Source organism: Polaromonas sp. P1_E11 (genome assembly GCF_056405995.1).
The window spans coordinates 63,364-76,188 of the sequence record NZ_JBFUBA010000004.1 but is presented as its reverse complement, the minus strand read 5'-3'; the positions used below and the strand labels follow the sequence as shown (position 1 = coordinate 76,188).

Genomic DNA, 12,825 nt, shown 5'->3' with positions numbered 1-12,825 from the left:
GCCGTCGCCATAACGATCGCAACAGCGGCGCCGGCTACTGCTGCATCTGCTCGACGGCGACGATCTGGGGCGCCGCCTTGAGGTGCCCCACATACCGCAGCGGCTTGTGAATCATGATGGAGGGCACATCGCCCTCCCGCATGTGCAACAGGTCGCCGGGGTTGATCAGCCGGGGGTCGGCGTCGGTCAGCGGCAGGCCGGCGCTGCGGTAGGCCTCCAGGATGAATTGCGAACAGAAGAACTGGTCATTGCGACCCAGCCCCAGCTGCACGGCTGCGATGCCGCGAATACAGAAGTCGCGCACCATGGAAGGCACCAGCGGCAGCTCGCACATGCGGCGCTCCAGCGCGAAAGGCGCCTGCAGCATCACGCCGACATAGTTGTATTTCTTGCCTTCATGGCTGGCCGCGAAGGTGTTGATCTGCACGGCCTGCCCTGCAGTGAGGTCGGGGTGGCGAAAGGCCACCACGGTTGCTTCGTCTTTCAACATCGCATCCACGCTTCGAATGCGTATGCCTGAGCCCACGGCTTCGGCGATTTGCTGGTTGCCCATATATATCGCAGCATGGCTGACCGGCGATAGCGTGATCAGGCGAATACCCACCGAGTTGATGCCGTTTTCGGCGGTGAGGATGATGTCGCCCGGCAGCAGGACATCGGGCCTGATCAGCTCTCCACCATTGCCCGGGTTCAGGGCCATGTTCTGAAAACCCAGCATAGGCGCACCCGTCTCCGCATGCGGCTTGATGGCCGTGGCGCAGCCGCCAAGCGCAAGGAGCAGGCTGCCCAGGACAGTCACCAGGGACAGCAGACGGGCCATCGCGGCCTGCGGTGAGGTTTTCGGCATGCGCAGGGCTCCAGTCAAATACAGGGTTGGAATGAACAAAACAAACAGCGGACGCTCAGGGCGCGGCGCGCTCGACCAGGTATTCTTGGGCATACCAGAAGGTTTCGGGCGACTTGAACGCGCCCAGCGTGCCTTCTTTTTCGTCCTGCCGTGAGCGCAGGTCCCAGCGCTGGTCGATGATGCGGCAGCCGTCGCAGGGCTTTTGCCCGGCACGCCGCTGCACCAGGGCGTAGCGCGTGTTCTTGAACAGCGCATTCACGTCTTCGTAGTCCACCGGCTGCGCGGCAAAGTAAGGAACGATTTTGGCGCCCGGGATGATGAACTCATAGCGCTCAAAGTGCCCGTTGAAATTGCTCGGCACCGACACCGACTGGCCTTTGAGCAATGCGTCGGTATCGGGGCGGAAATGGCCCATGTCGCCGTTGAAGGGCAGGGTCACCCATGCGAGCGCAAAGAGTACGGCGAAGCTGCTCAGCGCAGCGATCGGACGCGTGAAGGCGGGCTTGAACAGGCCTACTATGCAAGCAAGCGTCAGTGCTCCCAGGAAGAGCCAGTAGAGCGGTGAGTACAGCCATGGATCCTGTGTAGCCCGCACCCCGCCAAAGCCGATCAGTCCCATGGCCAGCGCGCCGCCCAGGCAGATCAGCAGGGTCAGGCTGAACCAGATGCGCGAGATACGCTCCCAGTACAACGCGATCAATACGGCCAGCGCCGGCATGGCGGGGATCAGGTAACGGGTGGAACGCTGGGTGGGCACCATGAACACCAGCGCAAAGGCCAGCATCCAGAGCCACATGGCTTTTTCTGCATCACTGATGGTCTGGCCGGTGCCCTTGCGCTGCCGCCAGGCGCGCCACGCCGCCACAAAACAGCCCACGGCAACGGGTAGCAGGAAAAGGGCGTTGGAGAAGTAACCCGTCAATATCGTCAACACACCGCTGCTGCCGCTGAACGCGATGGCGAAGTAGCCCTTGGACGAATTCATCTTGCCGGCGTTTTCGCCGACGACGAACTCGCGCCAGACTTCTCCTGGTTGCGGGTCGATGGCAAACCACAATCCGAAGATTGCAAGTGCCAGCACGCAGATGGCAGTGACCTTGATGCCGTCGGTGATGATCCCGGGCCGGAAAATTTCCCATGGCGCCTTGCGCGCGCCCAGCACCTGGTAGCACAGCGCCAGCGCGAAGCCGACCGGTACCACCATGACAAAAGATTTGTAGAGGCAGCCTATGCCGATGGCGATCCCCGCCAGCAGCGGAAACTTCCAGCGAGAGGCCAGCAACTTTGCCGGCGCCCAGGCAACGGCAAACAACACGCCAAACAGCCAGAAAGTTTCGGGCGCGCTGGTGAGGTAAGGCCTGCCATAGCGGTAGGTGCTGAAGAAAGACAGGTACACGATGGTCGCGATGGCGCCCATGGCCAGGGCATGGCGGCCGGTGATTGAAGCGGCCTGGCTGACCGGCTCTTCAGAGACAGTGCCGTTGGCGGTGGCCGTGTTGCGAACGATCTTCCAGGTCAGCAGTCCGACCATGAGCGAAATTGCCCACGTATAGCCCACGCTCGGCAGGCGCAGGTTGAGCAGCGTCCAGTGCCCGCCCCATCCGCCGGCGACCATCGCCTGCCAGAACAGCACGGGTGGCTTGGTGTTGCGCATGAAATCGTAGGAGCTGACCAGCGGCAGCCACTTGCCGGTCTCCGCCGTCAGCCGGGCGATATGGGCATAGACCAGCTCGTCGCCGTTGCGCGGAATGTGGTCACCGGCAAGGCCAAACAGGTAAGCCAGTGCGACCAGCAGCGCCAGCGCCATCCAGATGCGGTGGGCCGGGATGCGATTTTTCAGGGACTCAGGGCTTGTCATGGATATCGTTGGAAGGCGGCGCAACGCCATCGGCATCAGGGGTCACGATTTTCGCGCGCCGCCGGCGAAATGTCATGCGGTCATTGGCCACAAAGTTACACACGCTGGACAAGGCAATCGCCAGCACGTTGGCCAGGATGTAGTGCATGTACAGCGCCAGCCATTTGGTCAGCAGTGACTGCAGCACGATAGCCAGGCCGGCCGCCATCACGTACTTCGAAAACAGAAAAAGTGCCGAGTGGTGCACCTCATGCTTGCGGTCGCGCCAGGTCAGCCGCCGGTTCCAGTAGAAATTGCTGATGGTGGCGATGGTTATCGCCAGCGCAATGGAGTAGTTCAGCCGGGAATGGAAGTCGGCAATGCGGCTGAACAGGAATTCCTGGGCAACATACAGTACGGCGACATTCACCACCGTGCCGCTGGCGCCCACCACTCCGAACTTGATGAAGCGCCAGCGCGCCATGGGTTGCAGGCGCTCAGGCAGGCGGCTGACAAGAGCCTCTGCTATGGATCGGAGTGTTGTCATCAGAATAAGGGTCAGGGCGTTGCCAGGCACTCGCGCGCCTTGGCCAGTACGGCTTCGGGCGCAATGACCTTCAGGCACTGGTTGTCGCCGTCGCAATACGACGAGCGGTGGTTGTAGGCAGTGAGGCAAGGCGAACACGGCCACTGGCTGTAAAAGGAATGGCACTGCGGTGTGAGCGGCGCATACAGGCCCGGGGTCTCGGGGCCAAACAGCATCAGTGTCCAGATGGGCGTGAGTGCAGCGAACTGCCCTGGCCCACCGTCGTTGGTGACCAACAGGCGCGCTACATGAAAGAGCGCCAGCAGCTCGGAAATGGATCGCGTGTAGCCCGTCAGATCGATCACGGGGCTGCCCGGGAAGGCCGCCTGCACATTGGCCACCAGCTGCTGCGCCAATGCCTGGTCGTCTTTCAGGCCGATCACGGCCACGGCGCAGCCGTCGGCCACCAGGCCTTCGCACAACGCGGTGTAGGAAGCCAATGGCCAGGCGCGTATCGGCAAGATGCCCCCGCCCGGGTAGACCAGCACGAGAGGCTTGCCGGCAACCGCCGGAAAGTCCTTCGCCAATCGCGTCCGGATGCTTGGCACCAGCGCGGCATCCAGCTGTACGTGCGGCGGTGGTTTTCCGGTGCCTGCCGCGGCTAGATTCGCGGGCAGTTTGGACTTGGGAACGGCCGTGGAATTGATCGCGCGCGCCAGCGTCAGAAACTGCGCGCTGATGTGCTGGTAAGGGTTGTAGGGAACGGGCCGGTTGATGTGCGAGCCGCGGTACAGGCCTTCTTGCGTGTGGCGGTGAAAGCCCACGCGGATGCGGGCACCGCTGGCATACGACAGCAGGCTGCTGATGCGCGAGAACAGCTCGCAGTCAATCGCCACGTCGACATTTGCGCGCCGCAGCTCGCCAATCGCTTTCCATAAGCTGGAGAGCAGGCCGCCCAGCGATTTGTCGTCCACCGTGTGCACGTTGGCCGGGTCAAGCACCTGCATGAGGTCGAGGATCTCGCGGTTCTTGCCGAAGAGCAGGGCGTGCAGCGGCGCGTCGGGGTAGCGCTGCTTCAGGCGCGCGAACATGTCGTGGGCGAGCACCAGGCTGCCCATCTCCGACAGCAAAATGACCACGATGGCACGCGGCGCAGGATCGGCGCCGGAGCGGAATTGCCGCAGCACGGCATCGACGCCCGATACCGCAGCACACAGCGGAATGCCGACCCAGCGGTCAATCCAGCGTTGCAGGTTGATGTTCATTACACGCCTCGCTGCCGGTCGGCCCGGAACTGTGCGGTGAACTCGCCAAAGCGCCCCGCATCGAGCGCATCGCGGACTTCCTGCATCAGGTTCAGGTAGTAATGCAGGTTATGGATGCTCGACAGCATGGGACCCAGCATCTCACCGCAGCGGTCCAGGTGGTGCATATAGGCACGCGAGAAATTCTTGCAGGTGTAGCAGCTGCAGGTGGCATCAACGGGTTGGTCTTCCGTCTTGTAGCGCGCATTGCGGATCTTCAGGTCGCCAAAGCGCGTGAACATGTGGCCGTTGCGCGCATTGCGCGTCGGCATCACGCAGTCAAACATATCAACACCGGCTGCCACGCCTTCGACCAGGTCTTCGGGTGTGCCCACACCCATCAGGTAGCGCGGCTTGCTCGTTGGCAGGCGATGCGGCGTGTGCGCCATGATGCGCTGCATTTCTTCCTTGGGCTCGCCCACGCTCACGCCGCCTATGGCGTAACCGGGCAGGTCCAGTTCAACCAGCGCGTCGAGTGATTCCTGGCGCAGGTTCTCAAACATGCCGCCTTGCACGATGCCGAAGAGCGCGTTGGGATTTTCAAGCTTCTTGAACTCGGCAATGCAGCGGCTTGCCCAGCGCAGGCTCAGTTCCATCGAGCTGCGCGCTTCGCCTTCAGTGGTGATGTGGCCCTTGGTGTCGTACGGTGTGCATTCGTCGAACTGCATCACGATGTCGCTGTTGAGCACGGTCTGGATCTGCATCGAGATCTCGGGCGTCAAAAAGAGCTTGTCACCGTTCACGGGCGACGCGAACTTCACACCTTCTTCCGAAATCTTGCGCATCTCGCCCAGCGACCAGACCTGGAAGCCACCGCTGTCGGTGAGGATGGGCTTGTTCCAGCTTTCAAACTTGTGCAGGCCGCCGAACTGCTGCATCACGTCCAGGCCGGGCCGCATCCAGAGGTGGAAGGTGTTGCCCAGGATGATTTGCGCGCCCATGTCGTGCAGTGACTGCGGCATCACGCCCTTGACCGTGCCATAGGTACCGACCGGCATGAAAATGGGGGTTTGCACCACACCGTGGTTGAGCGTCAGCTTGCCGCGCCGGGCGTAGGAGCCGAGGTAGGCGCCAGCCCCATCGCCGGCCGGGGCATCGGTCTTCAGAACTTCAAATTCGAGCATCTTGGGATTGTCGCAGGTGTACGCGGGGAGATTCAGGCACCCTCAGGTGTTCCCCAGAGGGGTTTTTCGGGCCAGCAACATGGCATCGCCATAGCTGAAAAAGCGGTATCGCCCGGCAATCGCATGCCGGTACAGCGCCATGATGTGTTCGTAACCCGAAAACGCGCTGACCAGCATCATCAGCGTGCTTTTGGGCAGGTGAAAGTTGGTCAACAGTAAATCGACCACGGCAAATTCAAAGCCTGGGGTGATGAAGATGTTGGTGTCGTTGCAGTCGGGGCCGAATTTGGCGTGCGACTCCAGCGCCCGCACGGTGGTGGTGCCCACGGCCACCACGCGGCCACCGCGTGCCTTGCACGCGGCAATGGCTTGCTGCGTGGCCAAAGGGACCTCAAAACGTTCGAAATGCATGGTGTGGTCGGCAATGTTTTCAGCCTTGACGGGCTGGAAGGTGCCGGCACCCACATGCAGCGTCACGCTCGCGCGCTGGATGCCGCGCGCTTCGAGTTGCGCCAATATGGCTTCATCGAAGTGCAGTGCCGCGGTGGGCGCGGCGACGGCGCCCGGGTTTTTGGCAAACACCGTCTGGTAGCGCTGCTCGTCGTCCGCGGAGTCGGTATGGGTGATGTACGGCGGCAGCGGCACATGGCCGTGTTGCGCCATCAGCGCATAGGGGTCACTGCTCAGGCGGAAACGGTACAGCGGTCCACTATCTTCAGGCCAGCGGCCCAGCAGCGTGGCGGTAAAGCCGCCGTCCATTTGCAGCACCGCGCCGGGCAGGGGCTTTTTGCTGACCTTCATGTGGGCGGCGACTTCGTGGCCGGCATCCGCATGGGGCGACAGCACGCGTTCGATCAGCAGTTCCAGCTTGCCGCCGCTGGCTTTCTGGCCGAAGAGCCGGGCCTTGACGACTTTGGTGTCGTTGAAAACCAGCAGGTCGCCCGGCAGCAGCAGGCCGGGGAGTTCGGTGAACCGCCGGTCCACTGGCAGGTCTTCCCGGCCGTCAAGCAGGCGCGAGCCGCTGCGCTGGGCGGCAGGGTGTTGGGCAATGAGTTCTTCGGGCAGCGTGAAATCAAAATCGCTGAGGGTGAAATGCTTCGTCATGGAGGCACAATTGTCCCATGTCGCCTCCTGGTGCTTCCGCCCAAAAAAACGCCCCACCAGAGGTTGAGGCGGGGGTGCAGGCCGCGCCCCAGGCAAGGGCCGAAAAAGCCCCGGCCAAATCGCCGGCCCAGAAAGCCCTCGAAAAACTGGGCCTGCGCCGCGACATCGATCTGGCCTTGCACCTGCCCTTGCGCTACGAAGACGAAACCCGCATCGTGCGGCTGGCCGATGCTCGCGACGGCGACCTGGTGCAGATCGAAGGCCAGGTGACGCACAGCGAGATTGCCTTTCGCCCCCGCCGACAGTTGCGGGTGACGGTAGACGACGGCAGCGACACCTGCGTGCTGCGCTTCATCAATTTTTACCCGGCTCACCAGAAAACGCTGAGCACAGGCGCCCATGTTCGGGTGCGGGGTGAAATCCGCGGCGGCTTTCTCAGCCGTGAAATGATCCACCCCAGCTTCAGGCTGGCCGGCGGCGAACTGCCCGGCGCGCTGACGCCGGTGTATCCCACCGTGGCCGGCCTGCCGCAAACCTACCTGCGCAAAGCCGTGCTCAGCGGCCTGGCGCGGGCCGACCTCCGTGAGACCTTTCCGCCTGAAGTTTTAGGTGAAAATAGGCTGCAGCCCTTATGGAACCTGCGCGAGGCGCTACAGTTTTTGCATCACCCAACGCCAGATGTCTCGCTGGCCACGCTGGAAGACCGCAGCCATCCTGCCTGGCAGCGGCTCAAAGCCGAAGAGCTGCTGGCCCAGCAACTGTCGCAACTGCAGGCGCGCCGCATACGCGCAGCCATGCGCGCACCTTCGCTGGCAGGCCCACCCATGCGCGGCACGCAGTGCACGCTGCACGACCAATTGCTGGAGCGACTGCCTTTCCGGCTGACTGCCGCCCAGCAGCGCGTGTGCAACGAGATTGAAGCGGACCTGAAAAAAAATATTCCCATGCACCGCCTGCTGCAGGGCGATGTCGGTGCCGGCAAAACCGTGGTGGCGGCGCTGGCCGCGGCACGCTGTATGGACGCGGGCTGGCAGTGCGCGCTGATGGCGCCTACGGAAATCCTGGCCGAGCAGCATTTCAGCAAACTGATCGGCTGGCTGGAGCCGCTGGGCATCAAGACCGCCTGGCTGACCGGCAGCCAGAAAACAAAAGAGCGGCGCGAGATGCTGGCGTTGATCGAGAGCGGGGAGGCCGGCCTGGTCATAGGCACACATGCTGTGATCCAGGACAAGGTGAAGTTCAAAAACCTGGCGCTTGCCATCATCGACGAGCAGCACCGCTTTGGCGTGGCGCAGCGGCTGGCCCTGCGCAGCAAGATGACCGAAGGCGGACAGGAGCCCCACCTTTTGATGATGACTGCTACACCGATCCCGCGCACGCTGGCGATGAGTTATTACGCCGACCTTGACGTCTCCACCATCGACGAGCTGCCGCCCGGCCGCACGCCCATCGTGACCAAGGTGGTGAGCGACGCGCGGCGCGACGAAGTGATCACGCGCATACGCGGGCAGCTGGCAGAAGGGCGGCAGATTTACTGGGTCTGCCCGCTGATCGAGGAAAGCGAGTCCATTGACCTGGTCAATGCCACGCAAACGCATGAAGCGCTGAGCGCAGCCTTGCCCGGCGTCAGTGTGGGGCTGCTGCACTCTCGCATGCCGGTGGCCGAGAAAAAAGCCGTGATGGCGCTCTTTACCAGCGGGCAGATGGGCGTACTGGTCAGTACCACCGTGATCGAAGTAGGTGTCGACGTGCCCAATGCTTCGCTGATGGTGATTGAGCACGCGGAACGGTTCGGTTTGAGCCAGTTGCATCAGCTACGCGGCCGGGTCGGGCGTGGGGCGGCGGCATCGGCCTGTGTGTTGCTGTATTCGACCGGCGAAGCGTCCCGGCTCGGCGAGATGGCGCGCGAGCGCCTCAAGGCCATGGCGCAAACCAATGACGGTTTTGAAATCGCCCGGCGCGACCTGGAAATCCGCGGGCCGGGGGAGTTTCTGGGGGCGCGGCAGTCGGGGGCGCCGCTGTTGCGGTTTGCGGATCTGGAAACCGATGCCGCGCTGCTGGCCTGGGCGCGCGAGCGGGCTCCGCTCGTGCTGGACCGGCATGCGGAGCTGGCCCACCGGCACATCCTGCGCTGGCTGGGCGGCAAAGCCGATTACCTGAAGGCCTAAGCACTATCCGGCGATACAGTGATTGAGAAAAGCAGCACAATAAGCCCATGACGCTGACCGAACTCAAATACATCGTCGCTGTAGCGCGGGAAAAGCATTTCGGCAAGGGCGCTGATGCCTGTCACGTCTCGCAGCCCACGCTCAGTGTGGCCATCAAGAAGCTGGAAGAAGAGCTGCAGGTCAAGCTCTTTGAGCGCAACGCCAACGAAATCACCGTGACGCCGCTGGGCGAAGAAATCGTGCGCCAGGCCCAGAGCGTGCTGGAGCAAGCCGACAACATCCGTGAAATTGCCAAGCGCGGCAAAGACCCGCTGGCCGGCGCGCTGCGGCTGGGCGTGATCTATACGATTGGCCCCTATCTATTGCCCGACCTGGTGCGCCAGGCGATAGCGCATACGCCGCAGATGCCGCTGATGCTGCAGGAAAACTTCACCGTCAAGCTGTTGGAGGAGCTGCGTACCGGTGAAATTGACTGCGCCATCCTGGCCGAGCCCTTTCCCGACACCAACCTGGCCATTGCGCCGCTGTATGACGAGCCCTTCATGGCGGCGGTGCCGAGCGCCCATGCGCTGGCGTCACGCAAGAGCGTGACGGCCGAGGAGCTCAAGAAGGAAACCATGCTGCTGCTGGGGACCGGCCATTGTTTTCGCGACCACGTGCTCGAGGTTTGCCCCGAATTTGCACGCTTTTCCAGCAGCGCCGAAGGCATCAGCAAAAGCTTTGAAGGTTCGTCGCTGGAAACCATCAAGCACATGGTGGCGGCGGGCATGGGCATCACGCTGGTGCCCCGACTGGGCGTGCCCAAGGAGGCTCTGGCCGAGCAGGCCGCAGCTGCCGGGAAGCCCGCCAGGGGGAAAACGGCCGCAAGCCGCGGCAAGCTGGCGGCGGAGCAACCTTCGTTCATCAAATACCTGCCGTTTGACGGCGATGTGCCGAGTCGGCGCGTGGTGCTGGCCTGGCGTCGCAGTTTTACGCGCTACGAGGCCATTGCCGCGCTGCGCAATGCCATCTACGCCTGCGAACTGCCCGGCGTCATCCGCCTGTCTTGAATCCCGTCTATGACCGGCATTGACGGCGGCTGTTGCGGCCGTCGTCCTGATTTCGTTAAAGTTATCCCTGAATTTTAAAAAAGGAAACACCATGGCCAAGTCTTCCGCCAAACCTGCCAGCAAAGCCGCACCGTCCATCAACATCGGCATCAATGAAAAAGACCGCGCGGCGATCGCCAAGGGCCTGAGCCGCCTGCTGGCCGATACCTACACGTTGTACTTGACCACCCATAACTTTCACTGGAACGTGACGGGGCCGATGTTCAACACGCTGCACCTGATGTTCATGACGCAGTACACCGAACTCTGGGCTGCGGTCGACCCGGTGGCCGAGCGTATCCGCTCCCTGGGCCATCCTGCACCGGGCTCTTACGCCCAGTTCAGCAAGCTGGCATCGATTCCCGATGTGCCGGTGGTGCCGCCCAAGGCGCTGGAGATGGTGCGTATCCTGGTGCAGGGCCATGAAGCCGTCGCTCGCACGGCGCGCGAATTGTTTCCTCTGGCTGACAAGGCCAGCGACGAGCCAACGGCCGATTTGCTGACGCAGCGCCTGACGGTGCACGAGCAGACGGCCTGGATGCTGCGCTCTTTGCTCGAAGAGTAAGGTGCATCCTGGCTTGTTGAAACAAAAGCTCGACCTCTACCTTCAACTGATCCGCTGGAATCGCCCGGCGGGTTGGTTGCTTCTGCTGTGGCCGACCTTGTCGGCGCTGTGGGTGGCTTCACATGGGTTTCCGGGCTGGCACCTGGTGGTCGTGTTCACCTTGGGCACTTTCCTCATGCGCAGTGCCGGCTGTTGCGTCAACGATGTGGCCGACCGCGATTTTGACCGGCATGTCAAGCGCACGGCGCAGCGGCCTGTGACCAGCGGCGCCGTCTCCGTCAGGGAGGCCCTGTTGCTGGGTGCCGTGCTGGCTTTGCTGGCTTTCGGCCTGGTACTCACCACCAATGCCGTCACCATCGCCTGGTCATTTGCCGCGCTGGCGGTCACGCTGGTCTATCCTTTTGCCAAGCGTTATGTCTCCATGCCGCAGGCGGTGCTGGGGGTGGCTTTCAGTTTCGGCATTCCGATGGCCTTTGCCGCCGTGCAGTCGCGCGTGCCGCTGCTGGCCTGGGTGCTGTTGCTGGGCAACCTGTTCTGGGTGATTGCCTACGACACGGAATACGCCATGGTCGACCGTGACGACGACCTGAAGATCGGCATGAAAACGTCGGCCATCACACTGGGGCGGTTCGATGTGGCGGGTGTCATGCTCAGTTACCTGATTTTTCTGTCGATCTGGGCCGTAGCCCTTATGGATCGTGCGCAACCAGCTATTTATTTGATAGCAATTGGGGTGGCGCTCGGGCAGGCGCTGTGGCACGGCTGGCTGATCCGCAAGCGCGAGCGCGATGACTGTTTCAAGGCGTTTCGCCTTAACCATTGGCTGGGCTTTACGGTATTTGCGGGAATTGCGCTGTCTTACCTGGGCCTTTGAGCCTGTGCCGAAACAGACGGCCATGAAAAAAGCCCGCAAGCGCGGGCTTTTTTCAGTTCCTCCTGTCGCCGGATCAAGGGCTCAGTGGAACTCCATCTGGCTGATCAAGCCGATTTCTTGGCTTTTGCCTTGTGCTTGACTTTGTGTTTGGCTTTTGCCTTGGCTTTTGTAGGTGCGGCTGCTTTTTCAGCAGGTGCAGCGGCAGGGGCTGCTGCGGGTGCGGCGGCCTGGGCCGCTGCTGGCGTGGAGATCACGGCCAGGGGCATGGCAAGGACGGCTGCGCTGATGAGGGTGGACAGTAATTTGTTCATGGGGAAGCTCCGGATGTTGGAAAAGTTATGGTGCGGGTGTTGCCGGGTGAACCGTCCACAAAGGACCAGGATAGCCGTGACAGACGCTCCCCTTCAACGCCTTCCCTCCCAGGGCGGTTGACTTGCCAGCAAATTCTTTGGCCCTGTGCGGTCGCGGCAAAAGATTCATGTTGCTATTAATTGGATAGCTGCTTGCGCGCGTCTATATTGGGCTGTGGGCGATTTTTGCTTAACTTCCTTCAGCCCGCACCAAACTCGTCGCCCAATTCACCGGCACGCTGCCTTGCCGTGTGGATGGCGCGCATGAACAGCATCTTGACGCGGTCCTGCTCCATGGAGGTCAGCGCGGCGTAGGTGGTGCCCCCTTTGGATGTGACCTGGGCGCGCAGCGTCTGGGGCGTCTCCTCGGACGCCTGCACCAGCGCTGAAGCGCCGACAAAGGTGCCAACGGCAAGTTTGCGTGCCTGTTCAGGCGAAAGGCCCATGTCCGTACCGGCCTCGATCATGGCTTCCACAAAGTAAAAAACGTAAGCCGGGCCCGAACCCGAAAGAGCGGTGACTGCGTCCAGGTGGGCTTCTTCGGTGAGCCACAGGAAATCCCCTGTGGGCTTGACCACCTGCTCGACAGCCAGCCTGTCGTCGTCTGTCACGGCATCCCGCGCAAACAGCGCCGTCATGCCTTTGCCGACCAGCGCCGGCGTGTTGGGCATGGCGCGCACCACGCGTTCGGTGCCCAGCCACCGCGCGATGCTGCTGGACCGCACGCCGGCTGCCACGCTCAGGTGCAGGGCGGTTTTGGTGTGAAAGCGCGTTTGCAGGGCGGCATCCTTGAACGTCTGCGGCTTCACAGCCCAGACCACCAGACCGGCGCTGGCCAGTGCAGCACCCGGTTTTTCATGCACCTGCACGCCGAATTGCCGGGTGAGCTTGTTGCGTTGCTCCTCAAAAGGCTCAACCACCTGGATTTGGGCCGCCGCCAGGCCTTGTTTGCGCAGGCCGCCGATGATGGCGCTGGCCATGTTGCCGCCGCCGATGAAGGCGATGTGGTCGTTGCTTGCGCGGGAAGTGGAAGTCATG

The 12,825-nt window shown here is 62.4% G+C and carries 12 protein-coding genes; 4 read left to right on the top strand and 8 right to left on the bottom strand.

The window, feature by feature from the left end; all coding sequences use genetic code 11:
- Window positions 1-34: 34 nt before the first annotated feature.
- From AC1D11_RS15890 to queA, 6 genes are read right to left on the bottom strand one after another with little or no spacing between them, the layout of a single operon-like run.
- Complete coding sequence (locus AC1D11_RS15890) at window positions 35-847, bottom strand: C40 family peptidase (RefSeq protein ID WP_477651102.1); 813 nt, start codon at window positions 845-847, stop codon at window positions 35-37.
- 55 nt (window positions 848-902) lie between these two features.
- Window positions 903-2,705, bottom strand: a complete 1,803-nt coding sequence (locus AC1D11_RS15885) for an ArnT family glycosyltransferase (protein ID WP_477646637.1) — start codon at window positions 2,703-2,705, stop codon at window positions 903-905.
- Complete coding sequence (locus AC1D11_RS15880; RefSeq protein WP_477646636.1) at window positions 2,692-3,231, bottom strand: GtrA family protein; 540 nt, start codon at window positions 3,229-3,231, stop codon at window positions 2,692-2,694. Before AC1D11_RS15880 ends, AC1D11_RS15885 begins: the two co-directional genes overlap by 14 nt.
- Window positions 3,232-3,242: 11 nt before the next feature.
- Entirely contained in the window at window positions 3,243-4,475 is a 1,233-nt protein-coding gene (locus AC1D11_RS15875) for a glycosyltransferase family 9 protein (protein ID WP_477646635.1), read from the bottom strand.
- On the bottom strand, window positions 4,475-5,638 hold the full coding sequence (gene tgt / locus AC1D11_RS15870) for a tRNA guanosine(34) transglycosylase Tgt (RefSeq protein WP_477646634.1): 1,164 nt from the start codon (window positions 5,636-5,638) through the stop codon (window positions 4,475-4,477). The genes AC1D11_RS15875 and tgt overlap by 1 nt, the downstream gene beginning before the upstream one ends.
- 42 nt (window positions 5,639-5,680) lie before the next feature.
- On the bottom strand, window positions 5,681-6,742 hold the full coding sequence (gene queA, locus AC1D11_RS15865) for a tRNA preQ1(34) S-adenosylmethionine ribosyltransferase-isomerase QueA (protein ID WP_477646633.1): 1,062 nt from the start codon (window positions 6,740-6,742) through the stop codon (window positions 5,681-5,683).
- Window positions 6,743-6,759: 17 nt separating this feature from the next.
- Here queA and recG point away from each other — a divergent pair, with 17 nt between their 5' ends.
- From recG to ubiA, 4 genes are all read left to right on the top strand, one after another.
- The gene (recG, locus tag AC1D11_RS15860; RefSeq protein ID WP_477646632.1) at window positions 6,760-8,910 is read left to right on the top strand and encodes an ATP-dependent DNA helicase RecG; all 2,151 of its coding nucleotides are present in this window, start codon (window positions 6,760-6,762) and stop codon (window positions 8,908-8,910) included.
- Between the two features lie 47 nt (window positions 8,911-8,957).
- Window positions 8,958-9,959, top strand: coding sequence for a LysR substrate-binding domain-containing protein (locus AC1D11_RS15855; RefSeq protein ID WP_477646631.1), 1,002 nt, complete (start codon window positions 8,958-8,960; stop codon window positions 9,957-9,959).
- A 91-nt stretch (window positions 9,960-10,050) separates the two neighbouring features.
- Window positions 10,051-10,563: a Dps family protein gene (locus tag AC1D11_RS15850; protein WP_477646630.1), complete on the top strand. Its 513-nt coding sequence runs from the start codon at window positions 10,051-10,053 to the stop codon at window positions 10,561-10,563.
- 13 nt (window positions 10,564-10,576) lie between these two features.
- Window positions 10,577-11,437 (top strand): 4-hydroxybenzoate octaprenyltransferase, encoded by an 861-nt coding sequence (ubiA, locus tag AC1D11_RS15845; RefSeq protein WP_477646629.1) that lies wholly within the window; start codon window positions 10,577-10,579, stop codon window positions 11,435-11,437.
- Window positions 11,438-11,541: 104 nt separating this feature from the next.
- Here ubiA and AC1D11_RS15840 read toward each other — a convergent pair whose 3' ends face one another.
- Window positions 11,542-11,748, bottom strand: a complete 207-nt coding sequence (locus tag AC1D11_RS15840; protein WP_477646628.1) for a hypothetical protein — start codon at window positions 11,746-11,748, stop codon at window positions 11,542-11,544.
- 239 nt (window positions 11,749-11,987) lie between these two features.
- Complete coding sequence (gene proC, locus AC1D11_RS15835; RefSeq protein WP_477646627.1) at window positions 11,988-12,824, bottom strand: pyrroline-5-carboxylate reductase; 837 nt, start codon at window positions 12,822-12,824, stop codon at window positions 11,988-11,990.
- Between the last annotated feature and the right edge of the window lies 1 nt (window position 12,825).

Bases quoted from the DNA above. Each gene is read 5' to 3' on its own strand.
- tgt (WP_477646634.1), bottom strand. From the start codon at position 5,638: ATGCTCGAATTTGAAGTTCTGAAGACCGATGCCCCGGCCGGCGATGGG.
- queA (WP_477646633.1), bottom strand. From the start codon at position 6,742: ATGACGAAGCATTTCACCCTCAGCGATTTTGATTTCACGCTGCCCGAA.
- AC1D11_RS15855 (WP_477646631.1), top strand. From the start codon at position 8,958: ATGACGCTGACCGAACTCAAATACATCGTCGCTGTAGCGCGGGAAAAG.
- AC1D11_RS15885 (WP_477646637.1), bottom strand. From the start codon at position 2,705: ATGACAAGCCCTGAGTCCCTGAAAAATCGCATCCCGGCCCACCGCATC.
- AC1D11_RS15875 (WP_477646635.1), bottom strand. From the start codon at position 4,475: ATGAACATCAACCTGCAACGCTGGATTGACCGCTGGGTCGGCATTCCG.
- proC (WP_477646627.1), bottom strand. From the start codon at position 12,824: ATGACTTCCACTTCCCGCGCAAGCAACGACCACATCGCCTTCATCGGC.
- AC1D11_RS15840 (WP_477646628.1), bottom strand. From the start codon at position 11,748: ATGAACAAATTACTGTCCACCCTCATCAGCGCAGCCGTCCTTGCCATG.
- AC1D11_RS15880 (WP_477646636.1), bottom strand. From the start codon at position 3,231: ATGACAACACTCCGATCCATAGCAGAGGCTCTTGTCAGCCGCCTGCCT.
- AC1D11_RS15850 (WP_477646630.1), top strand. From the start codon at position 10,051: ATGGCCAAGTCTTCCGCCAAACCTGCCAGCAAAGCCGCACCGTCCATC.
- recG (WP_477646632.1), top strand. From the start codon at position 6,760: ATGTCGCCTCCTGGTGCTTCCGCCCAAAAAAACGCCCCACCAGAGGTT.
- AC1D11_RS15890 (WP_477651102.1), bottom strand. From the start codon at position 847: ATGCCGAAAACCTCACCGCAGGCCGCGATGGCCCGTCTGCTGTCCCTG.